This is a genomic window from Streptomyces aureoversilis (genome assembly GCF_042657885.1).
Lineage (GTDB): Bacteria > Actinomycetota > Actinomycetes > Streptomycetales > Streptomycetaceae > Streptomyces > Streptomyces aureoversilis.
Window position 1 is genome coordinate 531,727 of record NZ_JBHSKJ010000001.1, and the last position, 26,560, is coordinate 558,286.

Sequence of the window (26,560 nt, forward strand, 5' to 3'; positions counted from 1 at the left end):
GTGGCCAGACGTAGACGTCGGTGGCGTGATCACCGTGAGGTGATCGACGCGATCGCCTGGAAGTTCCAGACCGGGGCGCAGTGAGTCCATCTGCCGGAGAAGTACAGCTCGTGAAAGGGCGCTTACACGCGGCTGCTGAACTGGGCGATCGACGGTACCTGGGAACGGCCTTTGCTGCTCTGCTCGCCCAGGCCGACCAGGGCTTCGGCGTAGTCGGATGGTGTCCGGTTCATGAGGGTGTGTCGGGTGGGACCCCGCGCGTGGTGCGCCGGCTGTGGGGGCCGCACGCGTGCGCCGAGGCGGGCGAGCGATTCGTTTGGCCGGCCGAGCTGTTCGACGGTGTGACGCGCGGGCACTTCGATCGACTGGGGGTCAGGGCCGGCTCGCGCTGCTGGGAAGTGGGGGCGGGTGGCCCCTCTATCCCGGAAGCGCTCGCGGCGGCCGTCGGTCTGACCGGGCACGTGCTGACCACGGACATCCGGGTGTGAGTAGTTGCGGTACAGAAAGTGCCGCTGAGATTGATCATGTTGAAATTGGCTTACCTCGTCGGCGCTTCGAGCTGACGGGGCACGGCGCCAGCGCGCAGCTCGCGCAGGTCCGGGATGGGGTTGTAGAGGGTGCCTGGGGAGACGCCCAGCAGCTTGGCGATCGAGGTGATCGAGCGGCCGGGGTCAGGCAGCAGATCGCGTGCGGCGCGGATGACTTCCTCGGTGGCGACGCTCGGGCGCCCGCCGACCCGGCCGCGCTCGCGGGCGGCGGCCAGGCCCTCGTTGGCGCCGATGACGATGAGCTCGCGGATGAACTCGGCCAGCGCGGCGAAGACGTGGAAGACGAGCCGGCCGCCGGGGGTGGTGGTGTCCAGGTTCTCGTGCAGCGAGGTGAAGCCGATCCCATGCTCGCGCAGTTCGGCGACCATGTTGATGAGGTCCTGGAGGCCGCGGCCGTAGCGGTCCAGACTCGGGACGACGCGGGAACCGTCCGACTGCCCCCACCTCACGCTCCACTCGCACGGGTTCGCGGCGCTGACGCGAACCCGTGCGAGTGGAGCGTGCTACTCGTCCGCCAGGTCACGCTGCAGGCGGGCGACCAGCGCCTGCAGCCGCCGGCGCATGTCGCCCGGTTCGAGCGTCGGGCTCATCGTGCCGTGGGTGGGAACGACCCGTGCGAAATCGAAGCCGTCGAGCCGCTGGAGTGAGCCGACCTGGGCGGGCCAGGAGTACCAGCACACGGACGGTTCTGCGCTGAGGTCATGACGATAGGGGTCCCAGCCGAGCGAGTCGCCGGTGAACAGGGTGCCATCGTCATTCAGGTACATAACGTGTCCCTCGGTGTGCCCGGGGGTGGGGATCGCCAGCACGCCGGCGGCAACCTCGCAGGTCTCGGCACTTCTCAGGATCCGGCCTGCGAATGGGGCGGCGTCAGCGTCGGCGGCATGGATGACCACTTCAGAGCCGAATGCGTCGGCATAGCGCTCGGCGTCGCCGACGTCGTCGCGGTGCGTCAGCAAGATCGCCGTGATTCCACCGAGCGATTCCATCCAGGCGCGGAGCGACGGGGTGAAGCGCGGCGCGTCGACGAGGAGGTTGCCCTCGGTGCGCTGCACGAGGAATGCGTTGCCGCCTGCGGTTTTGGGCGAGTTCGAGCCCGTCCGCCAGGTGCCGGGTGTGATCTCCAAGGGGTGGTGTCGCCGCCACGTCACGCCGGATTCGGTGCCGATCGACCGGGACGGGCACACCTCGGCGGCGAGCTGTGCCTGCAGGATCTCGTCTTCGGTGGCCGGCTGGCGGGTCATGACGAAATGCTCGCCGTCGGTTGCCAGCCCGAACAGAGTCGGCGCGAGCGAGACCGAACCTCCGCAGCCGATACAGCGGTCGTCGACGAACCAGTCTCCGGCCACGTTCTCAGGGTGACGCCGGTCTCCGCGGGCCATCGCCGTTCCTCCTCTGAGCAAGGTCACCAGGGGGGCAAACGTATCACCTAATGGAACATTGATGTTCCATTAATGATCAGCGATGTAACTTATTGGGGTTCGGTAGTACAGTGACCAGTATGAAGGAGTCTGGATCCGAGGCCGCGGGAGCACGAACGCGCAGTCGTACACGCCGCGCCATCCTCAGCGCGGCCGCCTCTGTGCTCGGCCGTGACTATCACGCCACGCTGGCGGATATCGCGGACGCCGCCGGCGTCGGCCGCACGACACTGCACCGCCACTTCTCCGACCGCACCGGGCTCATCAGCGCAGCCATCGAGGACTCCATCGCGGCGATCGATGAGTCGGTGGCCGGCGCGGCCATCGACCAGGGCTCCCCCATCGAGGCGATGCGCAGGCTGGTCACGGCGATGGTGGCGGTCGGCGACCGGCTGGTGTTCCTCTTCGGCGATCCACGCGTTCTGGAAGGCCGCGGCGCAGCAAAGACACCGGAGCCTCTCGATGACCCCGTGCTCACTCTCATCAAGCGCGGGCAAGCCGAAGGCGCCTTCGACCCGGACGTCACTCCCGCCTGGATCCAACGTGTGCTCTGGTCGCTGGTGTACACCGGGTACCAGGACGCCGAGGCCTGTGGGCTGCCGAGGCACGGCATCGTCTCCACTGTCATTCGCACGCTCGAAAACGGTATCCATACGTCGAATCCGGAACACCGTCAGGCATGAGCCGCGAACTCAGCCATCCAACAGGTCGGAATGATGGGCGCCCCACGTCCGAAGAGGCCGAGAGCGATCCGGCGGCGAGTCCAGGTGCAGTCCTCGTCAGCCTTCGTCGTCCGCGTCGTCCGCAAAGGCATCCGGGTCCCGGAGGGGACGCAGGCCCTGGCCGGGGCCGCTGGCTGTGATGTTGAACAGGTAGCGACCCAGGAAGTTGATGTGCCGGTCCTTGAGCGGGGAGAGGCGGACGAGGTCCTCGTCCTTGATGTCGTGGCCCTCGGTGCGGAGCTGGGCGACGACGACGTCCAGGTAGCGGGTGTTCCACAGGACCACGGCGTTGAGGACCGGGCCGAGGGCGGCGAGCTGGTCCTCCTGGCCCTCGCGGTACGCCTGGCGGATCTGGCCGCGGCCGCAGTGGCAGATCGCGCGGGCCAGCCGGTGGCGCGACTCCTGCACGGTCAGCTGCCGGTTCATCAGCCGGCGGTAGGTGTCGTCGACCGGGTCGACCAGAGCGAGCAGGTGCATGGTCTTGTCGATGCGCCCGTACTCGGCGAACGCGGTACCCAGCGGGGTCGGGTGGCCCTCGCGGCCGAACATCCGCAGCAGGTCCGCCAGGCGATGGCATCCCGGTGAGCGACCCGGGAATGCGCGGGTGACGGTGGCCTCTGTCGCCCAGGGCGATCCGTTACTGGATGACCTCGTAGATCTCCTTGTAGCCGGATGCCGCGTTGCTGTTAAACGTATCGATCAGTGACTGGGCGTTCTCATCTGGATTCACGAAGAACGCTCGCTCCATGGTGAAGTACTGGTCGAGGCTGTCGAATTCCCATTGGCAGACGACCGTATCCATGGGACCGGCGTAATCGACGTAGATTCGCCGGTTCGCGTACCCGGCCTCTTCAAACACCTTGGTGAGGGTCTTGAACGCCGCCACGATCTCCGGCGCCTTCCCGCGTTCGGCTTGGTAGACCTCGCGTATCATGTACATGACGTGATCCTGCTTTCCTGCTCGAGCAGTAGTCGACTAGCAGGCGCTATTTTTCATGTTAAGTCATCAAAATGTTGCCCGCATGCCGAGCGAGGTCCTGCTATCAGTAGCGTGATCTGGACGTCTCCTGCCTTGGTCATAGTCTGGCTGTACGCCTCCCTGCACCTCGGACTCCCGGTGAGTCCCGTCGCACGGGACGGTTCCCGCTGTGGCATCTGCCGACCACGGGCCGTGTCTCGCCGAGTGGTGCAGTCACTGGCCGAGCTGATTCGGTTCAGGCGCGGGAAGCCGGCGGTCGTTCTCGGTGGGGTGGGCGGTGAGGAGTTAGGCCATGGAGGTTTCTGAGAGGTAGCGGCGGGCGAAGACCTGCCACTCGTCGTGCAGTTCGCCAGCGGACGCTCGGGGGGCCCGGCCCGAACGCCGCCAGCTCCTCGTCGCGCTGCGATCCTGCTCGCGGGCTTCCTCTTGATCGAACGGGTTGCCTCGCAGCCCCTGGTACCGCTCCGCCTCTTCCGCGACCGCAACCGCTCCGGCACCTACGCCATCATGATGGCCATCGGTGCTGTCATGTTCGCGATGTTCTTCTTCACCACGCAGTACGAGCAGAACGTCCTCGGTTACAGCCCGCTCCGGTCAGGCGTGGTCTTCCTGCCCTTGACCGTGACCCTGGTCGTCGTGGCCACCGTGGTCTCACGGGTCCTGGGCGACCGGACCGGCACCCGGCTCGCCGTCACCACCGGCCCCCTGGTCATCACCGCCGGGCTGTTCTGGGCCACCACGGTGACCACCCACAGCAGCTACCTGGACCTGCTCGGGCCGTTCGTGATGACGTCTGCTGGTGTGGGCATGAGCTTCGTCCCGCTCACCCTCATCACCGTGGCCACGGTCCGGCCCGAGGATCGCGGCATCGCCTCCGCCCTGCTCAACGCCTCCCAGCAGATCGGCGGTTCATTCGGCCTGACGGCCCTCGTCACCGTTGCCGGCAACGCGGCCAGGGAATGGGAGCGCCGCCCCGGCACGGCCCGGGTGCCCGCTGAGGAGCTGGCCCGTGCTGCCTTCACACAGGGCTACCGCGAGGCCTTCCTGACGGCCGGTTTCATCACGCTGGCCGCGTTCCTGACCGCGACGGCCGCCATCCGCACCCGGCCCGAGCCCGTAGGCAAGGCCATCGCCGCCGTGCCCGACCTCGGCTGACCGGCCCTTCCCTCGACCGCGGCGGGACCGCCCCGTTACGAGCTGGGCGGCACTGGCCGGGCCGCGCTCACTTACCGGGACAACGTCGCCGCAGTGTTTGGCGCCCGGCACTGAGCGACCTTCAGCGACACGCCACGGAAAGGGCGCCGACGCCCGGTCTCCCCGCCGAGGGCTGAGCGAAGGCCACGCCGGCGCCCCGTACCAGGCTTCCACCCCGCACCTGACCCCGGCAGAACGGGCGACGTGTGGAAGACCGGCGAGGCCGACCACGGCGAGGATGGCGGAGAGCCCATTTGGTGATCCAGAATGATGGGATGGTCATGCTGGAGACTCCCCGTTTGATTCTGCGTCGCTGGCGCGAGGAAGACGTTGTGCCCATGGCTGCCGTCAACGCCGACCCCGAGGTCATGCGGTGGATCCGTGACGGCAGCGTCCGTGACGAGCAGCAGACTCGCGACGGGGTCCAGGCATGGGAGAGCGAGTGGGAGTCACAGGGCTTCGGCCTGTTCGCCGTGGAGATCCGGTCCACCGGCGAGCTGGCCGGGTTCACCGGCCTTTCGGTGCCCCGCTTCTTGCCGGAGGTACTGCCGGCGGTCGAGGTCGGCTGGCGGCTGGGATGTTCCCACTGGGGGCAGGGCCTGGCCACCGAGGCCGCTGCCGCCGCTGTACGGTTCGGGTTCGAAGAGCGAGGACTGGAACGGATCGTCAGCATCGCTCAAGTGGGCAATGACGCCTCCGAACGGATCATGACCAAACTGGGGATGCGTCCGGTCCGGGAGACCGTCAACCCCGCCTATGGCCGGCGAGTACGGGTGTTCGAGCTGTCGTCGGACCAGTACGCCACAACCACTCGTTGACGATGGCAACGAGAACGGTCGCCTCCCAGCGGGCCACGAGTTTGATGCACCTATGACAGGGCCATGTCGCGCCCCTGGGTGAGCCGCCGGTGGTGTGGGCACCGGTCTTCGAAGAACGCGAGGGGCGCATACACGTCCGGTGCAATCTCAGACGCAACGAGACCGCAGGCGAGCTGACCGGGGAAGCACCGTCGACCCGCAAGCTCGCGGCGCTCAACGTCCTGAGGGAAGTGGCTGAGATGCCGTGTCCGTTGCCGGTGCGATGGAGGCGGTGCACGTGTCCGGGGGGCGTGGTGTGGCAGGGGCTTCAGGGTCGGGGCCGAGGCCGATCGAGACGTTCAGTGCGCCCGCCGCAATGGCGGTGACTTGCATGTTGGCGCCGAAGGGGTCAGACGCTGGCCCCGCCGTCCATGGTGATGACGCCACCGGTCATGTAGGCGGCATTCGAGGTCAGCAGGAAGTCCACGAGCGCCGCGACCTCGTCGAGCCGGCCGAAGCGTCCCGCCGGGATTCTCGCCAGCAGCCCGGCTCGGGTGGACGGGTCGTCCAGGTACGGGGCCGTCATGGGGGTGGGGAAGCAGCCGGGGCACAGAGCCGTCACCGCGATGCCCTGCGGTGCCAGTTCGATCGCCATGGTACGCGCGATGCTGACGACGGCGGCCTTGCTGGCGTTGTAGTCGACGAACCCGGTCTCCGGACGGAGCGCGTTGACGGACGCGTTCATGACGATCGAAGCCGGGCCTTTCATGGCCTTGGCGGTCTCCCGGGCCACGAGGAACGCACCGATGACGTTGACGTCCAGGACCCGGCGGAAGTGGGCGACGTCGACATCGGCCGCCGGGACGCCGAGGCCGTCGATGCCGGCGTTGACGAACGCCCCGTCGAGACCATCGAGTTCGGCCACCGCCTCGGCGACCGCGCCCTCAACGGCGTCGGCGTCGGCGACGTCGCAGCGGCTGCTCCCGGCCAGTGGCACGGCTTCCCGGACGGCTCGCAGCCCGGGTTCGCGCGAGCCGAGGACCCATAGCCGGTGCCCGCGGGAGGCGAGGCGTTCGACGCAGGCACGCCCGATACCGCTGGTGCCGCCGGAGACAAGGATCCTGCGGGGTGTGTCAGGCATGGCCGTCCTCGTCTCCAGCCGGCCGGTGCGGCCGCGGTGACAGCGGCAGCGCGCCGGTTCCGGACCGTGTTCGCGTAGTTCCGTCAGGTCGGCATCGGGCGCGACAGGGCGACCGGCCCTTCCCGTGCAGCGACCCGGGCATCACGACTAGAGCAACGCAGGCCACCCGGCCCGGTCACGGGAAGAGTCCAATAGGCGTGCTGACGTATTTGGTCAGGCCTTCTTGACCACGCTGGACTTGAGCTGCATGGCGCCGAAGCCGTCGATCTTGCAGTCGATGTCGTGGCCGGCCACACCGTCCACGAGGCGGATGTTGCGCACCTTGGTGCCGGCCTTGATCCCGGTCGGGTGGCCCTTGACTTTCAGGGTCTTGATCACTGTGACCGTGTCTCCGTCGGCGAGTGCATTGCCGACCGCGTCCTTGATCACCCCGTCCTCGGTGTCGCCCGCGGGATCGGCGGCCGTGGGAGACCACTCGTGGCCGCACTCGGGGCAGACCAGGAATGCGCCCATCTCGTAGGTGTACGCACTGGAGCATTCGGGGCACGGGGGCAGGTTCTCGATCACCGGGCCACTGTAGCCCGGCGCCCGCAGGGATGACGAATTGCAGAATTTTTCAATTCGCTACATGATGGTTTGGCTGTGCCTGCAGGTAGCCGGGGCGCAGCGTCGGACGTTGCCTCCGCGCAGGAGGCTCGGCGAGGCGAGAGGCTGAGGGTTCCGTGCCGGTTCCGCTGTGGCAGGCGAAGGCCGAGTTCTTCCGGATGCTGGGCCACCCGGTCCGCATCCGGGTGCTGGAGCTGCTCCAGGACGGACCGAGGCCGGTGCGTGACCTGCTGGCCGAGATCGACATCGAACCGTCCAGCCTGTCCCAGCAACTCGCGGTGCTACGCCGCTCGGGCATCGTGACCTCCACCCGCACCGGCTCCACCGTCATCTACGAACTCGCCGGCGGCGACGTCGCCGAACTGATGCGAGCCGCTCGCCGCATCCTCACCGAAATGCTCAGCGGACAGAACGAACTCCTGGAAGAACTCCGCGGCGCCGAGACCGAGGCCGGTGCTCGGTGAACTCTCCTGCTGCCCGGGCGTGGGCCCGGGTGCGTTCCGTACTGCCTGCCCGCGCCGAGCCGGCGGGCACGGGCCGCAGCCCACGCCGTGATCTGCTGCCCGGGCCGACGGTGGCGATCGTGGCCCTGCCGCTCGCCCTCGGGTTCGGGGTCTCCTCCGGCCTGGGCGCGGAGGCGGGGCTTGCCACCGCGGTGGCGGCGGGCGGGCCGGCCGCGGTATTCGGTGGGTCGAATCTCCAGGTGTCCGGGCCCACGGGCGCCATGACGGTGGTCCTGGTGCCCATCGTCGCCCCGTACGGCCCCGGCGGCGTCCTCATGGCCGGTCTGCTCGCCGGACCGATGCTGACCGCGCTCGCCCTCGCCCGCGCCGGACGCCACATGCGGTACGTGCCGGCCCCCGTGGTCGGAGGCTTCCCCTTCGGCATCGTGTGCGTGATCGGGCTGCAGCAGGTGCCGAAGGTGCTGGGGGTGGCCGAGCCCGAGGGCGGCCAGGTCCTCGTGGCCACCTGGCGTGCGGTCGACGCCTTCGTCGAGGCGCCCAACCGGGCCGCCGTCGGACTGGCCGCTGCGGTCGCCGCGGTCATGCTGATCGGTGCGCGGTGGCGGCCCGCCGTCCCCTTCTCCATCCTCGCGGTGACCGGCGCCACCGTCGTGGCGCAGCTGTGTCACCTGGACGCGGCCCGTCCGATCGGGGACCTGCCCGCGGGGCTTCCCGTCCCGTCGCTCGCCTTCCTGGACCTCGGAGCACTGGGTTCACTGCTGGCGCCCGCCGTGGCAGTGGCGGCCCTGGCCGCGCTGGATTCGCTGCTGTCGGCGTCCGTCGCCGACGGCATGACCGCCGGGCAGAAGCACGACCGCGACAAGGAGCTGTTCGGCCAGGGCCTCGCCAACCTGGCGGCCCCGCTGTTCGGCGGCGTCCCGGCCACCGGCGCGATAGCCCGCACCGCCGTCAACGTCCGTACCGGCGCGAGCTCGCGACCGTTCGTCGCCGGCGCGCTCGCCCTGAGGGCGGTGGCCGAGCAGGCCCATCTGGACCAGGTCTCGCGGCATCACTGCCCTGCCCTCCGGCATACGCCCCGGCCGGCGCCGGGTCCTCGACTCGGTAGGCGCCCTCGGCCTGCTCCGGGCGGCCACGGGCGACGACTACGCCGACACCTCCGAAGCCGTCGCCGCAGCACGCAACCGTTTGCGCAGCGCCGGAATCCTGCCCCCCGCCCCTGCCGTCCCGGCCCAGGCGCGCTCGCACGCCCCCGTAGCCGTGATCACCGAGGAGTCTTCCCGATGGCCACTTCTCCCTCGCTCCGCCGCATGTTCGAGGTGTCCGGTGAGGAGGCCTGGTACCTGCTCGGCGGTGTCGCCCAGGGCCGCATCGTCTACGAGCAGCGGGGCGGCGTCGCCGTACGCCCCGCATGCCACGTTCTGGAGTACGGGCGCCTGATCGTCCGCACCCCGGCCCCCGGCGCAGCCCTCTTCGGGCGTGTCACCGTCACCTACCACTGCGACTACCTCCACCCCAACACCGGGACCGGCTGGGCGGTGACAGCCGGTGGTCTCGCCGAGGTCATCACCAGCCCGGACGAAGCCGCCCACTACCGCCGCACTCTCCCCGGCTGGGCCCACGGCCCCCACGACACCCTCCTGCGCATCCATCCGCAGGCCGTGACCGCCTTCCGCTTCGCCCACGCCGCCGACGCGTCCGGCACCACCGGCGGCACGACCCGGTCCACGGTTTCATGAAACTGTCCGCTTCCCTGCCGTTCCGGTCCGTGCTCGTCTGCCCCACCGTGCCCGCCTCGGTGGCCCTGGCCCGCCGCACCGCGGAGATGATCTACGTCGAGTCCTGGGGCATCAACCCCCGCCACCAGGCCTTCGGCCCGGCACTGCTCATGCTCAGCGAGCTCGTCACCAATACCGTCCGGCACACGGCAGCCGTCTCACCTCAGGTGACCGTCACCTACGCCGCCGGTCCGGAGACCCTCGCCTTCGGCGTCCACGACCGTCACCCCCACCAGCCCGACCCGGCACGCTTCGCAGCCTGCACCGGCGGGCTCCGCCTCATCGCCGAGCTGACCGCGGAGCTGTGCGGCAGCTGCACAGTGCTGCGGGACGTCGACGGCGGCGGCAAGACCATCTGGATCTCCCTGCCGATCTGACGCCCGTACAGCAGGAAGAAGACCCGGACGGCACATACGAGGGATGACCTGGCAGTCGTCCTGCCGACGATTTCCTCGTCCGCGACGCGGACCAGGCTCCCCATACCGGTTCACCCCGACCTGCCCGCGGCCCTGGCTGCCCACCGGGTACGTACCAGTGCCCCGGGGACACCCATGGCCGCCCACCCACGAGCCGCAGGCGCCGGGGAGCTGTCCTGCGGGCCGCCGGCGTGACCGCCGAGGTAGAACAGCAGCCAGATGAAGCCGGCTATGAGGTGGGTGACGAAGATGCGGACCAGGACCCGCAGGGATACTTGTCTCTCCGCGCGTTGAAGGAGCGGCGGCTACGCCGACGACGAGCTGACCGGCCCCGGCCGCGATGGTCACATCCGCTGTGGGGGCTGGTCAGCTGCGTGCCGCACGGCGTTCGCGCCCAGCTCGCTCACCACCAGTGGGACAGCGCCGGCGAAGGCCGAGTCCGGGGGGAGCCCGTACTCCGAAAGCGCCATCGTCGTATCGTGCCGTGCCTGCCGCAAAGCCTCCGGAACCAGCGGAACCGTCAGGACGTGCCGCCACACAGGAGAGGAACCCGCACATGCTGCCGTCGGCGACGCGCGCCTGCGGCGCCACGTCACTGCGAAGCCTCGGTCTCGGCGCCGCGGAGTTCTTCCAGGAGTTCGTTCTGTCCGCTGAGCATTTCGGTGAGGATGCGGCGAGCGGCTCGCATCAGTTCGGCGACGTCGCCGCCGGCGAGTTCGTAGATGACGGTGGAGCCGGTGCGGGTGGAGGTCACGATGCCCGAGCGGCGTAGCACCGCGAGTTGCTGGGACAGGCTGGACGGTTCGATGTCGATCTCGGCCAGCAGGTCACGCACCGGCCTCGGTCCGTCCTGGAGCAGCTCCAGCACCCGGATGCGGACCGGGTGGCCCAGCATCCGGAAGAACTCGGCCTTCGCCTGGTACAGCGGAACCGGCGCCCTCATCACTGCTCGCCCTCCGTTTCCACGCCATGTGCCTCGGCGATACGCAGCGCGTCCTCCAGTTCGTCCTCCGCCATGGCCACCGCGTGCGCGTCCCCGGCTTCCTTCGCGGCATCGAGAGTCGTACGCGCCCGGCGCACCCGACCCCGCGCCGCCTCGATGAACCCGCCCACCCAGACCTCCACACCCGAAACGACTTGGCTATTACGGCAACTGGTGAATTGAAGAACTCTTCAAGTCTACCCCAGGGCGGCGGCGAGACCGAAGCCCGTCAGCCCTCCGGGATCCAGTGCTCGCGTGGCCGGGTGCCGCCGGAGGTTCAGGGGGTCGTGGTCGGGGCGGAGGTGGTGAGCTGGAGGTCGACGTTGACGACGAGCATTCGCACGCTCGTGCCTTCGCTCACCGGGCATCAGGAGCGGGAGGGGGCGTCCGGCGAAAACTGACCCTGTATACGGACAGCGCTCTCGGGCGACGAGTGAGGCCGGGCAAGTTGCGCCCGGACGGGTCAGTACCGGCCCGAACGGGTGACACGGGGCCACCGACGGCACGGGCGTCTGATCTCCTGGTGCGGAGGACGGGAAGCGAGGCCGGTGATGCCGGAGTGGACGTGGGAGTACGAAGGCTACGACCCGGACGGTGAGCGGTTGCGGGAGTCGCTGTGCACGCTCGGCAACGGCTACTTCGCCACGCGCGGCGCGGCGCCCGAGAGCAGGGCCGGGCTGGTGCACTACCCGGGTACGTACGCGGCCGGCTGCTACGACCGCCGGGTCTCGACCGTGGCGGGCCGCCGCGTCGAGAACGAGGACATGGTCAACCTGCCGAACTGGCTGCTCCTGCGCTTCCGTCTGCTCTCCGAGGACGGTACGCCGGGCCCGTGGTTCTCGATGGACACGTGTGAGGTCTCCGGCCACCGGCAGAGCCTGCACCTGCGCCAGGGCACGCTGACCCGGTCCTTCCGCTACCGGGGACCCGGCGGACGGGTCCTGCGCGTGGAGCAGTGCAGGCTGGTCCACATGGGCGACCCGCACCTCGCGGCGCTGCGGACCGTCTTCACCCCCGAGGGCTGGTCCGGGCGGATCGACGTCGAATCCGGCCTCGACGGGTACGTCATCAACGGCAACGTGCACCGCTACCGGGCCCTCGACCGCAACCACCTCACCGCCTTCCGCACCGGCGAGGCGCAGCCCGGCACGGTCTGGCTGTACTGCCGCACGAGGACCTCGGACATCGGCATCGGCATGGCAGAACGCACGACCGCCACCGGATGTCGTCCGACGTCCTTCTCCAGAACCGGTGACCGTCACAAGGCTGCCCAGCAAGTCGAACTCACCCTCAATGACGGACGGTCCGCCACCGTGGACAAGCGCGTGGCACTGCACACTTCCCGGGACCGGGCGATCAGCGACCCTCTCTCCGCCGCCGTGGAACGGGCATCGTCAGCACCTGACTTCGACACACTGCTGCGCTCCCACAGGGCCGCCTGGGAAGAGCTGTGGAGACAGGCGGACCTCAGCGTGCCGGGGGAGGCGGGCCGGGTCCTGCGGCTCCACCTCTTCCACGTCCTGCAGACGCTCTCCCCGCACACCGCCGACCTGGACGTGGGGGTGCCGGCCAGAGGGCTGCACGGCGAGGCGTACCGCGGACACGTCTTCTGGGACGAGCTGTTCGTCCTGCCCTATCTGAACCTGCACTTCCCGGAGGTCTCCCGCGCGCTGCTGGACTACCGCCACCGCCGCCTGCCCAGGGCCGTGGCGGCCGCACGAGAAGCGGGCCGTCCTGGGGCGAAATACCCGTGGCAGAGCGGCAGCGACGGCCGGGACGAGACCCAGACGCTGCACCTCAACCCGCGCTCCGGCCGCTGGCTGCCCGACCACTCCGGCCTCCAGCACCACGTCGGTTCCGCCGTCGCCTACAACGTGTGGCAGTACTGCCAGGCGACGGGTGACACCGGGTACCTGCACACCAGGGGCGCGGAGATGCTGCTGCAGATCGCCCGCTTCTGGGCGGCGAGCGCGGAGCACGATCCGGCGAGCGGTCGCTACCGGATCCGCGGTGTCGTCGGGCCGGACGAATACCACGACGGCTACCACGGGGCCGTGCGGCCCGGCATCGACGACAACGCCTACACGAACGTCACGGCTGCCTGGGTCATCGCACGCGCTCTGGAGCTGATCAGGGCCCTGCCGCCGCGGCGCCGGCAGGAGCTGCTGGAGCACGGAGGCCTGGACGCCGGGGAGCTGTCCCTGTGGGAAGACGTCTCCCGTCACCTGCGCGTACCGTTCCACCAAGGCGTCATCAGCCAGTTCGAGGGCTACGAGCAGCTGGCCGAGCTCGACTGGGACGGCTACCGGGAACAGTACGGCGACATCCGCCGGCTGGACCGCATCCTGGAGGCCGAAGGCGACTCCGTCAACCGGTATCAGGCGTCGAAGCAGGCGGACGCACTGATGCTCGGATACCTCTTCTCACCGGCCGAGCTGTCCGCCGTCTTCGCCCGCCTCGGATACGAGCTCACCGACGAGACGTGGCAGCGCACCGTGGACTACTACCTGCGCCGCACCAGCCACGGCTCCACCCTCAGCGGGCTGGTCCACGGCTGGGTACTCGTCCGGGCCCGCCGCGCCGACGCCTGGTTCTACTGCAGGGAAGCCCTGGAGGGCGACGTCGCCGACCTCCAGGGCGGCACCACGGCCGAGGGCATCCACCTCGGCGCGATGGCCGGCACCCTGGATCTGGTGCAGCGCGGCCTGACCGGGATGGAGACCCGCGAAGACGCCCTCCGGCTCGACCCGGTGGAGCTCCCCGAACTGTCCGAGTTCGGCTTCACCATCCGCTACCGGGGACACTGGGGGATCGGGGTACGGCTGCGGGGCGAGCAACTGACCGTCAGCGTGCCGGACTCGGAAGAATCCCCTGTCAGGGTCGTCCTGCCCGGCCGTTCGCTCACCATCGACCCGGGGGAGACGAGAACACTGACGCTGCGTCGAGGGCGCCCCCGGGCCGGACCGCCGTGCCGGTGAGCTCCCGGGTTCCCGGCCCCGGCCCGGCCGGTTTCGCAAGTGAAGGCGTGGTGGCCCGGTGGCGGGGGTGGCACGTGAGACGATGCGCTGGCGGCCGTCCGATGAGGCCGGCTCACGGGAGACGAGGGGATCGACGGCAGGTCGGTGCCGTGGGCGTCGCACCTGAGAAGGTCCCTCGGAGCGTCTTCCCGGCGATGTTGATATGTACTCGAAGGGATGTAAATAATGGCTAGGGCTTCTGCGCGGCACATTCTGGTCAGTTCTGAGGACAAGGCGAACGAGCTGAAGGCGCAGGTCGAGGCCGGGGCTGATTTCGCCGAGCTCGCCAAGGCGCACTCCACGTGCCCCTCCGGCCGACAGGGCGGCGACCTGGGTTCGTTCGGTCCGGGGCAGATGGTTCCCGAGTTCGACACGGTCGTCTTCTCGGCCCCGACGCATGTGGTCCAGGGGCCGGTGAAGACCCAGTTCGGATACCACCTCATTGAGGTGACCGCCCGCCAGGACTGACACGGTGGCCACTTTCGCACGGATTCGCCGATGACGCCGGTACGGTTCTCCGTCGCACCTGGCTGAGGTGGTTCTGCCGGCCGCTTGTGTCCGGCCCGCCTGCACCGCTGGGTGCGGGCGGGCCGTGGCGTGTTACCCCCATGTGGCGGCCCGCACCCGCCCGGCGCGTCATCGTATGGCGGACCTGATCGACCACGGGGAAAATGGCGATCATGAGTTCCCTCGAGGGCGCGAGCTCTCCAGGCGAGATGCGGAGATGAATGCAGATCGAGCGGAGATGAATGCAGGGGTGAAGCTCTTCGGTGGTCCGGTCGAGTCCGCCGCGCCGCTCGCGCCCGGCCCCGGCGCGGGCGAGAAGGGGCTCAAGGCCGGTGCCCTGGGACTGTTCTCCTCGGTCGCCATGGGCCTGTCCTCCACCGCTCCGGCGTACAGCCTGGCGGCGACGCTCGGCCTGATCGTCGCGGGCGTCGGCCTTCAGGCGCCGGTCGTGACGATGCTGGCCTTCGTGCCGATGCTGCTGATCGCGTACGCCTACCGGGAGCTCAACGCGGGCGACGCCGACTGCGGGACCACCTTCACCTGGGCATCCCGCGCCTTCGGCCCGCGCATCGGCTGGATGGGCGGCTGGGGCATCATCGTCGCCGACGTCATCGCCATGGCGAACCTCTCGGAGATCGCCGGCATCTACGGCTTCCGGCTGCTGGGGTTCGACTCGCTCGCCGAGGACCGGCTGTGGACCACCGTCGCGGGGGTCACCTGGATCGCCGTGATGACCGCGGTCTGCTACGTGGGTATCGAGGTGTCGGCGGCCCTCCAGCGCTGGCTGGTGTGCGCCGAGGTGGCGGTGCTGATCCTGTTCGCGGTGGCCGCCCTGGTCAAGGTTTACACCGACGGGCCACCGACGGCGATCCACGTCTCCGCCTCCTGGTTCAACCCCCTCCATGTGCCCTCGGCCAAGGAGCTGACCGCGGGCCTCCTCGCCGCGGTCTTCATCTACTGGGGCTGGGACACCGCCGTCGCGGTCAACGAGGAGACCGCCGACAGCAGGCACACCCCCGGACGGGCGGCGGTCGTCTCCACCGTGCTCCTCCTGGGCATCTACGCCCTGGTGGCGACGTCCGCGCAGGCGTTCGCCGGGATCGGCACCGAGGGCACCGGTCTGGGCAACACGGCCAACTCCGGGGACGTGCTCTCCGGCCTGGGCGGTGCCGTCTTCGGCACCACGGGCACCGGCTGGTTCCTCACCAAGCTGCTCATCTTCACGGTGCTGACCTCGGCGGTCGCGTCCACCCAGACCACCATCCTGCCGCTGGCCCGCACCGTCTTCTCCATGGCGGCCCACAAGGCCGTCCCCTCGCACTTCGCCCGGGTGCACCGCAGGTTCCTCACCCCGACCTGGTCGACCGTCGGCATGGGCCTGGTCTCCATCGGTTTCCTCGTCCTGCTGACCGTGATCAGCCACGACGTGCTGGCCGACTCCATCAGTGCGGTCGGCCTCGCGATCGCCTTCTACTACGGCCTCACCGGCTTCGCCTGCGTCTGGTGCTACCGCGAGCGGCTCACCCGCAGCCCCCGGGACCTGCTCTTCAAGGGGGTGCTTCCGGGGCTGGGCGGGCTCCTGATGCTCAGCCTGTTCTGCTACGCCGCCTTCGTCGTCTACGCCGCCCCGGACTACGGCTCGACCTCCTTCGACCTGCCGCTCCTCGGGCACACCGGCGGGGTGAGCGTCGTGGGCCTGGGTGCCCTGCTGGTCGGTGTCGTCCTGATGCTGGTCATCACGCGAGAACACACCGCCGCCCTCAAACTGCAACGCGGTCTGCTGCCCCACCACCTGCCCTCGCTGACCGGCGTCGAGACGGCCAGCCGCTACGTGCCCGCCGACAGCCGCTCCGGGGTGGGCGGCGACTGGTTCGACGTCATCCCGCTGTCGAGCTCCCGGGTCGGCCTGGTGGTCGGGGACGTGCGCGGCCACGGGCTGCGCGCCGCCGCCACCATGGGCCGGCTGCGTACGAGCGTACGGGTCCTGGCCCGGCTCGACCTCGCCCCGGACGAGCTGCTCGCGCGCTTGGACGACGTGGTCGGGCGGACCGCCGAGGAGGAGCGCGCCGCCGAGGAGCGGGCGCAAGGCCGCGGCGGGGGCACGCCGGGGGCCGGCGGCGACGAGGCCCTGGGGGTCACCTGCCTGTACGCCGTCTACGACCCGGTGTCCGGGCGGTGCAGCATGGCGCGCGCGGGCCACTCGCCGCCCGCCCTCGTCGACCCCGCCCGCGGTGCCGTCAGCCGTCCGGGCCTCCCGGAGGGCCCGCCCCTGGGCCTGGGCGGCGCGCCCTTCCAGAGCGTGGAACTCCAGCTGCCCGCCGGCAGCCTGCTCGCCCTGTTCACCGACGGTCTCGTCCAGGCCCCGGACCACGACGCCGAGACGGGGATCGGCCTGCTCACCGGCGTCCTCACCGAGTGCCGGCGCCCCCTGGAGGAGCTCTGCGACCGCACCGTGGCCGAGCTGCTGCCCGGACCGGTGGACGACGACGCGGCCCTGCTCCTGGTCCGTACCCGGCTGCTCGACCGGCACCAGGTGGCGGTCTGGGAGCTGGACGCCGACCCCGCGAGCGTCGCGCGGGCCCGGTCCGTCACCAGCGGGCAGCTGGGCGAGTGGGGGCTCGAGGACCTGTCGTTCACGACCGAGCTGATCGTCAGCGAGCTGGTCACCAACGCCGTCCGCTACGCCTCCGGCGGGCCGGTCCACGTCCGGCTGATCCGCGACCGCAGCCTCGTCTGCGAGGTCGCCGACACCGGCCACACCTCGCCCCACCTGCGCCACGCCGCCGCCGACGACGAGGGGGGCCGGGGCCTGTTCATCGTCGCCCAGATCACCCAGCGGTGGGGCACCCGCTACACACCCACCGGCAAGATCATCTGGACCGAGCAGCCCCTGCCGACCGCGGAGTGAGCCACCGGCTCAGCCGTTGCGGCGAAGCCGTCCTGGACATTCGCCCCACTTCCTCACCGGCCTCAGGACAGAGCACCTGAGAGGCCTCCACTGATCCCGTCGATCGCCCGTGTGCCGGCGCGGCAGCGCGTGACCGAGGACACGTTCTCATTTCAACCGGACCCCTGGAAACTCCACCCCCGGATTCGGTAGACAGGCTTCCGAAATCAATAACTTCCCTCTCACCAAGGCGAGTTGGCTCACCGGAGGCTCGGTGCGCGACAGTGCGCCACCCGACGTACGGGAGAGACATGAGGCGATTGCTCCGCCCCTTTTCGAAGCAACGCGTGAGGCCGCCGGCACGTCTCGCGAGAAATCCGCGCCGCCGGCCGGTCGCCGGCCTCACCTCCCTGGTGACGGTCGTCGCGTCGGCAGCGATCGCGGTCCTGCCGGCAGCACCCGCACAGGCCTCGCCGCTCCGCAGCACCCCGCTCATCACGTACAACATGCTCGGCGCCACAAGCGGCCAGGACAGCAAGTGGACCACCACGATCGGCAATTACATCCAGGCCGCCGAGATCGTGACCCTGCAGGAGGCGGGTCCGACGCCGCCCGGCAGGTTCCAGGGCACCACCCCCGTTGCGGGACTGCCGCAGGTCGGCCGGGCGGGATACATCCAGCACCACCGCTGGACGTACAGGTCCGCGGACTACGAGGTCTACTTCCTGCAGACCGACCGCATGGGCGGGCGCTACGAGGGCGGCCGCAACAACGTCGCCGTCGTCACGCAGCGCACACCGGACGAGGTGACCGCCGTGCCCAGCCCGATCGCCGACGGGCGGGCCGCGCTCGGGGTGCGGTTCGACGACGACTGGTACTTCACGTTCCATGCCCGGCCCACCAGCAGGAACAACCCGACCAACGAGTCGGACGTCATGCTCGCCCGCATCGCGGCCTTCGTGAACCAGGTGCCGGGCCGGTCGTGGACCGTCGGGGCCGACTTCAACAACGAGCCGGGCAACTTCGCCCTGCCGCCCGGCGCCCACGCCTACGCCACCGGTCTGCCCACCCACGAGGGCCGCCGCGAGCTGGACTATGTGGTGGCGTCCGTCAATATCCCGGACCACCCGAGGCGCCGCCTCAACGGCGCCTCTGCGGACCACTGGGCCGTCGCCGTCGGCGGCATGCGCGCGGGCGGCGAGCCGCAGCCCCTGTTCACCAGCCCCCGCCACATCGAGAACATGCAGAGCGGCGGGACGCTGGAGGCCCTGGGCGGGGGCGCGCTCAACGGCATGCCCGCCCTCACCAACCAGCGCAACGGAGGGTTCGCCCAGCGCTGGGACCTCGAATTCAACGGGACCGAAGCCGTCCGCATCCGGCTCCCCAAGGGCAGGTGCCTCAGCAGCCTGAAGGACCGCCGGGACCACGGCAAGCCCCTCATGTTCGACTGCGGAACGAGCAGCATCCAACGCTGGCGGCTGCTCTCGTTCGGCAACGAGCAGTACCAGGTCCGCAACATCGCGCTCGGGCTCTGCCTGGACGCGGGCACGGCGACCAGCCCGCGTGACCTCTACGGCCTCGAGCTGAACCCCTGCAAGGCGAAGGACAGCCAGCACTGGTTCCTCGGTCCCCCCGCCGACTCCGACCCCAGGGCCAACTTCTTCGCGGGCGACCTGTCCATCGCCCACCCCGGCCCCTTCGGGCTGGAGAACGTCCGCACCGGCCGGATGCTGGCCGGCGAACCCCGCGGGCTCAGCGGTACCCGCGTGCGCGCCCACCCGCACCGCACCAAGCCCACGCCCAACGAGGAGAAGTGGATCCCCGAATGGGTCGGCGCCGAGCGGCTGCGCATGCGCGACGCGGCGACCGGCCTCTGCATCGAGACGGACGCGAACGTCCCGAACAGCGGGGTCCTCGGCCTCGACCTGCGGGCCTGCAACAGCTCCCGCGCCCAGACCTGGCACGTGGAGCCGGCCGCCGAGAATACCTTCCGGCTCCGCAGCGACCAGAGCGTCCTCGGTACTGAGCCTTGCCTGGACCTGAACCAGCTGGCCGCCCACACCGGCTCGGACATCGTCAACGTCAATCAGTGCGAACGCGGCCGCGCCTCCCAGCGCTGGTTCTTCGCCCCCTTCGACGCCTCCGCCGGACCCGACGAGACGGGGGACTGATACCCGCAGTGCACCCGTGATGCCCGGCGGCCACTGGGGCCGCCGGGCATCAGCCCGTCCCCCCACCGCCAACGCGACCGAGCCTTCCGGCGAGACCTTCAGGGAGTATCCCCGTGCCCTGAACGGATCACAGGCGCAGGAAGGAGGGGGTGTCGGCAGGAATGCCCTGATGGCGCAGGGACAAGCCGACACCGAGCAGCCAGATCAGCAGCGTTACGTGCGCGAACCCGATGCCGGCCAGCAGCCGGACCGCACTGTGACGAACTCCGCCGTACGCGGGTGTCCCGGCGAAGATGGCCACCTCCCGCACGGTCATGCGGGGACTCAGGATGAGCAGGGGAAAGAACAGGCCGGTCGCGTAGATGAGGGGCTGCGGGGATGCCTCGGGTCCACTCCAGCCCGGCAGGAACGGACCCCATCCGGCGACGTGATGCACCGAGCGGTTGTTGGCGAACCCCCACCCGCTGTAGTTCAGGACCGGGTCCATCCAGTGCGCGGTGCCGTAGCCGAGGAAGAGCGCCGCGTGGACGGTGACGTGCCGTTTGCGCCGCAGGTCACGGATGATCCACGCCGCACACACGGCCACTGCGGCAATGACGGCCAGCTCGCACACGGTCAGAACAGTGCGACGCGTCTGAGAGATCCCGTAGGCGCCGGTGACCTTCTGGTCCGGGCCCCCGCCGGCGAGCCAGCGGCCGATCACCCACGTCTGGGCCGCCAGGAACACTGCGCCGACCGCAGCCCACGCGAAGGCCGGAGTCCGGAACAGGCGAGGCATCCACATCTGCGGGGCCGCCGCGTCAGGGCTTTTGGTCTCGGGAGAGTGCTTCACGGAACCTCCTCCCGGTGGGAGCCCCCGGGAGCCTGGCGATGGTGCAGATATGCCCTACCGATGCGGGCGAGAGAGCGGGGAGCCAGCAGCACGCCGGGCCCGGACAGCATGTGCGTGACGGTGATGAAGCGGGAGAACATCTCCGCGTCTCCGGCGAGGGAACACATCCACGCGTCCGCCGCCCCGCTCAGGAACCTTGACGGCAGCGGCTCGGGCCCCTCCTGCCAGCCGCGGTCCATCGAGGTGGACAGCAGCCACGGCCAGCGCAGCTGCCGCGCCTGACGCGGGCGATAGGCGCGCAAGGCTGGGTACCCCGTCGTGTGCGGGCCCCGAACGTGCGCAACAGCGCCCCATCTCTACTTCACCGGTTTCACCAATCCGTTGAGCGGAGCGCTGTATCAGGCCGGTGTCGAGGCGCGGGGCATCGCCCGCGCCGTTGCCGGGGGGCCGCTTACGGTTCGGTTCCCTGGCCCCGCCGCCCGGAGCGCGCGCCCGGACGGAAGACGGACGAGAGCACCCACCGGTGACGGCGATCCACCGGACGTCACCATGGCGGGGAGCCGACGGGTGAAGGAGCGAACTCGCCGCGCCTCCCGGGGCACGGACGGCGGCGCGGCCTCGAACGCGACCGGTCAACGCCCACGCGTCACCTCGCCCCGCAGGGCTCAGGAGCCCGCCGAGAGGACTGGTGATTCGACCGGACTGCGCGGACGTCCGGGCCGGCCTGATGGGTGGCGTCGGGTTCTGCTGCGGCGATGGCGCGCGGTCCTCCTGTGTGCCTTGGCGTTCGCCGTGGCTTCGGCCTGGCTGGCGTACTCCGTCGACGATCACTTGTCGACCGCGGGGTTCCTGCCGCCCACGGCGGAATCCGTGCGGGCGGACAGGGCGGCGGAGGCGCATTTCCGTCTCGGTGCGCCCGACCTCCTCCTGCTTGCCCGCGCACGGCAGCCGGTGGACCGGGCGGGACCGGCTGCCGCAGGACGGCAGCTGACGAGGCGTGTCGCCGCCGATCCCGCCGTTGTGCGGGTGCGCTCGTACTGGGCGGCCCCGGCGTCAGCGGGGACGACGGCACTGCGCTCGAAGCGCCCCGCAACCGCCGCTACCTGCCGCGTCGGCAGACTCGAGACGCGCCGGTTTCCATCCAGCGTGCTACGCCCGCAGGAACGAGGTCGAGCGGCTGTTCAACCGGTTGAAGATCTTCCAGGCTGTAGCGACACGCTTCGACATATGTCTTTCACCGCACTGTGACCGCCGCAGCCATCCGCCTCCGGCTCCGCACATGACCTACCAGGCAAGCCTTAGAAGTCAGCACGGCACGTCGATCTGGTAGGTGCGCTCGCCCGAGTCGATGTCATTGTCGCTGCCGGTCCAGTACGGACCGTTTTGATGGAAGTTCAGGGTGACGGTGGCCGCGCCGCACTCGCGGGCTGCCGATTGCGCTGCGCCGGCCCAGCCGTCGCGGGACTCCTGGCGGTGGGAGACAGAGTAGTCAGCCGTCTGGCCACCCTTGCTCACGGCCCCCTCGGCTCTCCAGTAAGCCGGGTAGTTCGCGCTCGCGTTGTACCAGGAGCTGCCCCAGTAATAGCTGTTGTTGTGGGTGCTCACCCGCACCTCCGAGGAACCACCGTCTTCGAAGTGCAGACACACCCGCACTTCGGCGTAGGTGTACTGGCCCCCACCGTAGAAGCCTTCTTGCGGGCCGCAGTAGTCGCCCGGCGGTACGGCAGCGGCCCGGTGCTCCGCGGCCGTGGCGGTAGTGACGAAGAGGGAGCCGGACAGCGCCAGTACTGCGATGACGGGATTCCAGAGGCGTCTGATCGCCGATCGAGCCATTCCAGGGCCTCCACTCGCTTGTGCCCCCTCGCTCCGGGAGCAGTGCCAGAAGAGCGGGACTTGCCCACACTGAACAGACCTCCCGCAAGCACTTCACCCGATCGGGTGTGCCGCGCCTCACCTGGGCTCGCTCAAGGCCCACCCGACACCTGATGGCTGTCCGATGGGTCGGCTCTTGCAGGACCCGTCGGACAGCCCCCAGGGTCGGCTTGGTCAGCCGATGTGCCAGACGAGCCACCCCGCAGGGCAGGCCATCACCGCAAGCACGACCGCCGCCTGCACCCATATCAGTACGGGCACCTTGCGGTCCTCCTGGACCGCTTCGGGCCGCTCGTGGTCCAGCCAGAGCTGCCGCATCACCTTCCGGTGGCCGGCGAACATCAGGGACGGCGTGACGAACCAGATGGCGAGGACCGGCAGGGTCTCTTCCAGGGTGCCGCCGGTGAGCAGGAGGAGCGCTGCGACGCATGCCGCGGGTGCGGCGGTACCGGTGCCCCGCTTCCACTTGCTCGTGGCGGATGGCATGAGCGGCAGCCAGAAGGCCAAGTCTGTCGCGAGCGCAGCGATGGTGATGGCCCACCAGGCGCTCAAGGGCAGGTGCGGGACGTGCACGTAAAGGTCCTGACGTAGTGAGAACTGCAAATCCGGCATAGCTTACAGAGGGCTGTTTTTATTGCACTTTTCAGTAGAAGGCACGGGCCGTGCACCGGGCGCAGGCCCCCGCGGTTGCGGCAGCCAGGCCCCTGCCCAACAGTGGGAACGATGCCGAAGAACCCCGTCGAAAGGGCACAGCGATGAGCGTCCACATCGACAGCATCCGGCCTCCCAAAGGGCAGGAAGGGCAGCAGTGGGTCACCCTCAGCGGGGAGCTGGAGAGCGTGACCGAAGTGATCTGGGGAAACACCTCGCTCAGCGCGGAGGACTGGTTCGAGGAGACCTACCCCGACGGCCACACGGAGCTCGACGTGACCGTCCCCGCAGGGGCGGGAACCGTCCAGGTCGTCGCCGTCGCCGACGGTGAGAAGAGCAACGACGTCACGTTCACGTACGTGTGACCTGGCCTGCTGGTCTGCTGGTCTATGCCGTCGCCTCCTCCTCCGCCTCGACGATCGACGTGAAGGAGGGGGCGGCAGGATGTGTGCGGCGGTGCGCAGGGCGGTGGAGTGGAGGTGGCCGGGCGACAGCTCGATCAGCTGGGCCGCCGCCGCGGCGGCGGCCTCCTGGTATCGGAGATGTCCGACCGGTCGTGGGTGTTCATCGTCGGCCTCCGCTGGCCGGCTTGGGTGTGGGACTCCCCACTGTCAGCCGCTGCCGGTGCGCCGTCACCGTCGCACAGCCGATCAAGGTTCGGCCTTCCGGCCCAGGCCGGTGGGCTCGCCGGCACGTGCCGAAGGCGTGTATCGAGTGGTGATCAATCTGTGGGATTCCCTTCGGGGCGCGACCCGATGCGGAAGACGCCGGGCAGCTCTACACTCGCAGCGTCCCAGCCGAACAACTGTCAAAGGAAGTAACTGCCTTGCGTAAAGCACGAATAGCCACTGTCCTCGGCGGTATCGCCGCCGCGACCTTACTCACGATCAGTAACGCCTCGGCCGTCATCTTCTCGGTCGAACAGGCCGACGACGGGCCGTGGGACGGGAGTGTTCCGTCTGCCATGAAGTGCGTCTCAAACTCCGTGGGGAAGGCATGCTTCCGCGAGGTCGGGGACTGGTTCGAGATCGTCGACCACAAGGCGGACGGGCACTCGGCCCTCGTTGCCTGGCGCAGCATCTACCCCGAGAGCCAGGCGACCGTTCGGCAAGGGACCATCTGGAACACCGCCGGATTCCAGACGTATCGATACAAGAACAAGGACTTCTCCGAGGGATACATCCTCGAGTTCCGGGTCTGCGCCGGCGAGTGGGGCAACAAGCATGTCATCGACAGCACCTGCAGCTCATGGACGACAACCAGATCCTGAAACCACCCACGGCGAGCCGCGGGCCCTCGGCCCGCGGGCCACTCCCGACGGTTACATCGTCGGGCCGGACGGCGGCTTCGGCTGGATCGAGCGGTTGTGAGCCGAGCCGCGGGAGGGCGACGCCAGGGTCCACCCGGTACTGGCTGGCGGTGGCACCCGGACCGGCCGGGCCGCCCATGGGGACCGCCCCTGGGGGACCGGGTCCTGCTCGTGGCGATGTACTGCCGCACGAACCTCACCATGCGCCAGCTCGCCCCGCTCTTCGGGGTCTCACCGGCGGCCGTCGGCCGGATCATCGGCCGGCACGGGCCCCTGCCGGCCTTGGCCCCGGGCAAGCACAGTCCCGGGCGGCGTCCAGGTCGACGAGGTCGCAGATGCGGATCAGCGGATCCTTGACGCCGCTGCGCAGTTCTACCGCGGAGAGAGTGGCATCCGTGTCGACCATGTAGCCGTGCCGGCCGTCCGGGGCCACGCTGATGGTGCCGTTCTCGTCGATACCGGTGTCCACGGGCGAGGTGGCCGTGGACAGCCGGTCCGGCTGGTCGGAGGTGCTCAGGTCGATGTTGAGGCGGGCGATCACGGTGGGGTTGTGGTCCCCCTGCGATTCCAGACCGGCCAAGAGCAGGGTCAGCCGGGGGCGGGCACGTTCGGGTCGTGGCGGGAGGCGGGTTGCTGGGGCCTCGGGCGCCGGGCGGTGCCCTCCGGCTGTCTCGGCGGTGGCAGCGCTACGCGTCCACCGGTGTGTCGTCCGCGCTACCGCATCCACGTCGTCGCGGTGGCTACGACACGAGCCCGCTGCGGCCGGTCCGGGTTGCCGTACCGCACCTCGACGCGGGGGTGCGAACGCAGGAAGTCGCTGTCGGCGATCACCACTTGGTGCGGGTTCCTGACGGCCCTGGTTGCTATGTCGGTGTCGAGGAACCAGCCGAACTCGTGCGTGGCCGGGGCGTAGACGAAGAATTCGCCGTCGGCGTACCGCTTCGAGACGGTCTCGTCGTCGAGTACGAGCGCCCAGAAGGGGACCGGGTGCCCGGCGGGCCACATGATGCGCTGCTCGGCCTTGAGGTGCTGCAAGTCGATTGCGGCGAAGGGGTTGTCCTCGGAGGCCGCCGCTGCGGCCGTCCGGTTGTTGCCCGGGCCGGTCGCGGGAGCTGCCGGGGAGGCGGCCTGTGCGCCCTGGGCGAGCGCCAGTCCCAGTGCCGTGGCCGCCGTGGTGAGGGCGAGTACGCGCATCGTGGCAGTACGAGCTGACATGTCACGTCTCCGTTCGCGTGGTGTGCGATGGGTGGTGCGGCGCATGCGGAACGTGGATGCCCGGTCGGAGGCCCGGGCTGCGTCCTCGTTCCGCGATCGGCTGGCGGATACCCGCGGACACGCCGCCCCGACCGCCACCGGGCGTGAGGCAGGGAGGTTGCCTGCGCTCCAGGGCGCGCCATGTGTCGCGGCAGGGCGGGGCCTGATTCAGCGGTCGCGCCCGAAGTAGAGGCGGCGGGTGTACTCGTTCAGACGGAGTCCTGGGGAGATGTTGTAGGAGAGGGTGGCGCTGATGCGCGGGTCCGGCCCGTGGACCGGGGTGACGCGGTGCATGGAGACGCGTCCGGCGTGCAGGACGAAGGTGCCGGGCACGGTGGGCAGGTCTCGGGTGAGGGCGTGCCGACGGCCGGCGGCGATCTCGCGGAGGGCCCGGTGATTCTGCGTCAGCTGGGTGCGGGAACGGGGTACGTACTGCAGGACGCCGCCGGCCTGTGGAGCATGGAGGTGCAGGACGACGGTGTACTCGGAGACGTCGAAGTGCCAGTCCTGCTCGTCGCCGTCGTGATGGAGGTGGACGGTCACGGCTCCCAGCGGGTCGGCCGAGCGGTGCACGGGCCTGCCGACGACCGCCTCGATGAACTGAGCCAGAGGCTCCCAGCCGTACAGAGCCTTGAGCGGCGAGGTGGAGTCGATGCGGTCGAAGGCGGGAGTGGTCTTGGTGTACGTGCGGTCCAGTTCGGCGCTGCGTCCGGCAGTGGGTTCGGTGCCGAGGTAGACGTTGTTCGATCCGGTGAACCGGTAGCCCTGCCGGGCGGCGTCCGCAAGGCTCTGCTCGGTGATCCGCCGAACCGCCGCAGGCCGCAGGAAGCCGTCGAGGACGACGAGGCTGGTGTCGTCGAATGTCCTGCGGGCGGCCTCGACCATGGCGCGGCCCGCGCCGCGATCCAGCTCGTGCACCGGGTAACCGTCCAGGTCGATCAGAGATTCCACCTCAGGGAACACGCTGCTCTCCCGCTGATAAGAGTGCCGGATCTGCTCGGGCCATCTGAACGGC

27 protein-coding genes and 6 pseudogenes are annotated in these 26,560 nt (G+C 69.7%); 16 read left to right on the forward strand and 17 right to left on the reverse strand.

What is annotated here, in order from left to right:
- Positions 1-260: 260 nt before the first annotated feature.
- Positions 261-488 carry a hypothetical protein gene (locus tag ACFPP6_RS02180; RefSeq protein ID WP_382036415.1) on the forward strand — a complete coding sequence of 76 codons (228 nt, stop codon included), beginning with the start codon at positions 261-263 and terminating at the stop codon, positions 486-488.
- A 50-nt stretch (positions 489-538) separates the two neighbouring features.
- Here ACFPP6_RS02180 and ACFPP6_RS02185 read toward each other — a convergent pair whose 3' ends face one another.
- Together ACFPP6_RS02185 and ACFPP6_RS02190 are read right to left on the reverse strand one after the other, a co-directional pair.
- Complete coding sequence (locus ACFPP6_RS02185) at positions 539-997, reverse strand: recombinase family protein (protein WP_382036417.1); 459 nt, start codon at positions 995-997, stop codon at positions 539-541.
- A 54-nt stretch (positions 998-1,051) separates the two neighbouring features.
- Positions 1,052-1,897: a 4Fe-4S domain-containing protein gene (locus tag ACFPP6_RS02190; protein WP_382036420.1), complete on the reverse strand. Its 846-nt coding sequence runs from the start codon at positions 1,895-1,897 to the stop codon at positions 1,052-1,054.
- Positions 1,898-2,049: 152 nt separating this feature from the next.
- Between ACFPP6_RS02190 and ACFPP6_RS02195 the strand changes: the two genes are divergently transcribed.
- Positions 2,050-2,652, forward strand: coding sequence for a TetR/AcrR family transcriptional regulator (locus tag ACFPP6_RS02195; RefSeq protein WP_382036423.1), 603 nt, complete (start codon positions 2,050-2,052; stop codon positions 2,650-2,652).
- A 96-nt stretch (positions 2,653-2,748) separates the two neighbouring features.
- On the opposite strand, the pseudogene ACFPP6_RS02200 reads toward ACFPP6_RS02195, so the two are convergent.
- From ACFPP6_RS02200 to ACFPP6_RS36635, 3 genes and pseudogenes are all read right to left on the reverse strand, one after another.
- A pseudogene (locus ACFPP6_RS02200) lies at positions 2,749-3,255 on the reverse strand (Tn3 family transposase); the annotation flags it as partial.
- A gap of 73 nt (positions 3,256-3,328) precedes the next feature.
- Complete coding sequence (locus ACFPP6_RS02205; RefSeq protein WP_382036426.1) at positions 3,329-3,631, reverse strand: hypothetical protein; 303 nt, start codon at positions 3,629-3,631, stop codon at positions 3,329-3,331.
- Positions 3,632-3,883: 252 nt separating this feature from the next.
- Positions 3,884-4,024: pseudogene (locus ACFPP6_RS36635) on the reverse strand (IS256 family transposase); the annotation flags it as partial.
- Here ACFPP6_RS36635 and ACFPP6_RS02210 point away from each other — a divergent pair.
- The gene (locus ACFPP6_RS02210; RefSeq protein ID WP_382036429.1) at positions 4,010-4,825 is read left to right on the forward strand and encodes an MFS transporter; all 816 of its coding nucleotides are present in this window, start codon (positions 4,010-4,012) and stop codon (positions 4,823-4,825) included. The pseudogene ACFPP6_RS36635 and the gene ACFPP6_RS02210 overlap by 15 nt on opposite strands.
- A gap of 320 nt (positions 4,826-5,145) precedes the next feature.
- Positions 5,146-5,682, forward strand: a complete 537-nt coding sequence (locus tag ACFPP6_RS02215; RefSeq protein WP_382036783.1) for a GNAT family N-acetyltransferase — start codon at positions 5,146-5,148, stop codon at positions 5,680-5,682.
- A 388-nt stretch (positions 5,683-6,070) separates the two neighbouring features.
- Here ACFPP6_RS02215 and ACFPP6_RS02220 read toward each other — a convergent pair whose 3' ends face one another.
- The gene (locus ACFPP6_RS02220) at positions 6,071-6,802 is read right to left on the reverse strand and encodes an SDR family NAD(P)-dependent oxidoreductase (protein WP_382036431.1); all 732 of its coding nucleotides are present in this window, start codon (positions 6,800-6,802) and stop codon (positions 6,071-6,073) included.
- Between the two features lie 213 nt (positions 6,803-7,015).
- Positions 7,016-7,369 (reverse strand): zinc ribbon domain-containing protein YjdM, encoded by a 354-nt coding sequence (locus ACFPP6_RS02225; protein WP_382036434.1) that lies wholly within the window; start codon positions 7,367-7,369, stop codon positions 7,016-7,018.
- 155 nt (positions 7,370-7,524) lie between these two features.
- On the opposite strand from ACFPP6_RS02225, the gene ACFPP6_RS02230 reads away from it, so the two are divergent.
- The 4 genes and pseudogenes from ACFPP6_RS02230 (at position 7,525) to ACFPP6_RS02245 (ending at position 10,024) form a co-directional block, all read left to right on the forward strand.
- Positions 7,525-7,872, forward strand: a complete 348-nt coding sequence (locus tag ACFPP6_RS02230) for an ArsR/SmtB family transcription factor (RefSeq protein WP_382036437.1) — start codon at positions 7,525-7,527, stop codon at positions 7,870-7,872.
- Positions 7,869-9,102, forward strand: a pseudogene (locus tag ACFPP6_RS02235) (SulP family inorganic anion transporter); the annotation flags it as partial. The gene ACFPP6_RS02230 and the pseudogene ACFPP6_RS02235, both read left to right, overlap by 4 nt.
- A 77-nt stretch (positions 9,103-9,179) precedes the next feature.
- On the forward strand, positions 9,180-9,608 hold the full coding sequence (locus tag ACFPP6_RS02240; RefSeq protein WP_382036440.1) for a pyridoxamine 5'-phosphate oxidase family protein: 429 nt from the start codon (positions 9,180-9,182) through the stop codon (positions 9,606-9,608).
- Complete coding sequence (locus ACFPP6_RS02245; RefSeq protein ID WP_382036443.1) at positions 9,605-10,024, forward strand: ATP-binding protein; 420 nt, start codon at positions 9,605-9,607, stop codon at positions 10,022-10,024. The genes ACFPP6_RS02240 and ACFPP6_RS02245 overlap by 4 nt, the downstream gene beginning before the upstream one ends.
- 110 nt (positions 10,025-10,134) lie before the next feature.
- On the opposite strand, the pseudogene ACFPP6_RS02250 reads toward ACFPP6_RS02245, so the two are convergent.
- The 3 genes and pseudogenes from ACFPP6_RS02250 to ACFPP6_RS02260 form a co-directional block, all read right to left on the reverse strand.
- Positions 10,135-10,341, reverse strand: a pseudogene (locus ACFPP6_RS02250) (DUF6126 family protein); the annotation flags it as partial.
- Positions 10,342-10,655: 314 nt separating this feature from the next.
- The gene (locus tag ACFPP6_RS02255) at positions 10,656-11,006 is read right to left on the reverse strand and encodes an ArsR/SmtB family transcription factor (protein ID WP_382036445.1); all 351 of its coding nucleotides are present in this window, start codon (positions 11,004-11,006) and stop codon (positions 10,656-10,658) included.
- Positions 11,006-11,176: a hypothetical protein gene (locus ACFPP6_RS02260; RefSeq protein ID WP_382036447.1), complete on the reverse strand. Its 171-nt coding sequence runs from the start codon at positions 11,174-11,176 to the stop codon at positions 11,006-11,008. The genes ACFPP6_RS02255 and ACFPP6_RS02260 overlap by 1 nt, the downstream gene beginning before the upstream one ends.
- Positions 11,177-11,596: 420 nt before the next feature.
- Between ACFPP6_RS02260 and ACFPP6_RS02265 the strand changes: the two genes are divergently transcribed.
- The 4 genes from ACFPP6_RS02265 (at position 11,597) to ACFPP6_RS02280 (ending at position 19,627) form a co-directional block, all read left to right on the forward strand.
- Positions 11,597-14,023, forward strand: coding sequence for a glycoside hydrolase family 65 protein (locus tag ACFPP6_RS02265; RefSeq protein ID WP_382036450.1), 2,427 nt, complete (start codon positions 11,597-11,599; stop codon positions 14,021-14,023).
- Positions 14,024-14,248: 225 nt separating this feature from the next.
- The gene (locus tag ACFPP6_RS02270) at positions 14,249-14,530 is read left to right on the forward strand and encodes a peptidylprolyl isomerase (RefSeq protein ID WP_382036452.1); all 282 of its coding nucleotides are present in this window, start codon (positions 14,249-14,251) and stop codon (positions 14,528-14,530) included.
- Positions 14,531-14,807: 277 nt separating this feature from the next.
- Positions 14,808-17,477, forward strand: a complete 2,670-nt coding sequence (locus ACFPP6_RS02275) for a SpoIIE family protein phosphatase (RefSeq protein ID WP_382036455.1) — start codon at positions 14,808-14,810, stop codon at positions 17,475-17,477.
- Between the two features lie 326 nt (positions 17,478-17,803).
- Entirely contained in the window at positions 17,804-19,627 is a 1,824-nt protein-coding gene (locus ACFPP6_RS02280) for a ricin-type beta-trefoil lectin domain protein (RefSeq protein ID WP_382036458.1), read from the forward strand.
- 127 nt (positions 19,628-19,754) lie between these two features.
- Here ACFPP6_RS02280 and ACFPP6_RS02285 read toward each other — a convergent pair whose 3' ends face one another.
- Together ACFPP6_RS02285 and ACFPP6_RS02290 are read right to left on the reverse strand one after the other, a co-directional pair.
- Positions 19,755-20,459 (reverse strand): spirocyclase AveC family protein, encoded by a 705-nt coding sequence (locus tag ACFPP6_RS02285; protein WP_382036461.1) that lies wholly within the window; start codon positions 20,457-20,459, stop codon positions 19,755-19,757.
- The gene (locus ACFPP6_RS02290) at positions 20,456-20,761 is read right to left on the reverse strand and encodes a hypothetical protein (RefSeq protein ID WP_382036464.1); all 306 of its coding nucleotides are present in this window, start codon (positions 20,759-20,761) and stop codon (positions 20,456-20,458) included. The genes ACFPP6_RS02285 and ACFPP6_RS02290 overlap by 4 nt, the downstream gene beginning before the upstream one ends.
- Positions 20,762-21,582: 821 nt before the next feature.
- On the opposite strand from ACFPP6_RS02290, the pseudogene ACFPP6_RS02295 reads away from it, so the two are divergent.
- Positions 21,583-21,742, forward strand: a pseudogene (locus tag ACFPP6_RS02295) (IS5/IS1182 family transposase); the annotation flags it as partial.
- Positions 21,743-21,764: 22 nt separating this feature from the next.
- On the opposite strand, the gene ACFPP6_RS02300 reads toward ACFPP6_RS02295, so the two are convergent.
- Together ACFPP6_RS02300 and ACFPP6_RS02305 are read right to left on the reverse strand one after the other, a co-directional pair.
- Positions 21,765-22,292 (reverse strand): hypothetical protein, encoded by a 528-nt coding sequence (locus ACFPP6_RS02300; protein ID WP_382036467.1) that lies wholly within the window; start codon positions 22,290-22,292, stop codon positions 21,765-21,767.
- 213 nt (positions 22,293-22,505) lie between these two features.
- Positions 22,506-22,904, reverse strand: a complete 399-nt coding sequence (locus ACFPP6_RS02305; protein ID WP_382036470.1) for a hypothetical protein — start codon at positions 22,902-22,904, stop codon at positions 22,506-22,508.
- Positions 22,905-23,086: 182 nt separating this feature from the next.
- On the opposite strand from ACFPP6_RS02305, the gene ACFPP6_RS02310 reads away from it, so the two are divergent.
- From ACFPP6_RS02310 to ACFPP6_RS02320, 3 genes and pseudogenes are all read left to right on the forward strand, one after another.
- Entirely contained in the window at positions 23,087-23,347 is a 261-nt protein-coding gene (locus ACFPP6_RS02310) for a hypothetical protein (protein WP_382036473.1), read from the forward strand.
- Between the two features lie 461 nt (positions 23,348-23,808).
- A complete protein-coding gene (locus ACFPP6_RS02315) occupies positions 23,809-24,252 on the forward strand; it encodes a hypothetical protein (RefSeq protein ID WP_382036476.1) in 444 nt (147 codons plus the stop codon).
- 96 nt (positions 24,253-24,348) lie between these two features.
- A pseudogene (locus ACFPP6_RS02320) lies at positions 24,349-24,588 on the forward strand (helix-turn-helix domain-containing protein); the annotation flags it as partial.
- Here ACFPP6_RS02320 and ACFPP6_RS02325 read toward each other — a convergent pair.
- The 3 genes from ACFPP6_RS02325 to ACFPP6_RS02335 form a co-directional block, all read right to left on the reverse strand.
- Positions 24,545-24,871, reverse strand: coding sequence for a hypothetical protein (locus tag ACFPP6_RS02325; protein ID WP_382036807.1), 327 nt, complete (start codon positions 24,869-24,871; stop codon positions 24,545-24,547). The pseudogene ACFPP6_RS02320 and the gene ACFPP6_RS02325 sit on opposite strands and share 44 nt — an antisense overlap.
- 134 nt (positions 24,872-25,005) lie before the next feature.
- Positions 25,006-25,506, reverse strand: a complete 501-nt coding sequence (locus ACFPP6_RS02330; RefSeq protein WP_382036479.1) for a hypothetical protein — start codon at positions 25,504-25,506, stop codon at positions 25,006-25,008.
- Positions 25,507-25,713: 207 nt separating this feature from the next.
- Positions 25,714-26,508 (reverse strand): HalD/BesD family halogenase, encoded by a 795-nt coding sequence (locus tag ACFPP6_RS02335; RefSeq protein WP_382036480.1) that lies wholly within the window; start codon positions 26,506-26,508, stop codon positions 25,714-25,716.
- Positions 26,509-26,560: the final 52 nt, after the last annotated feature.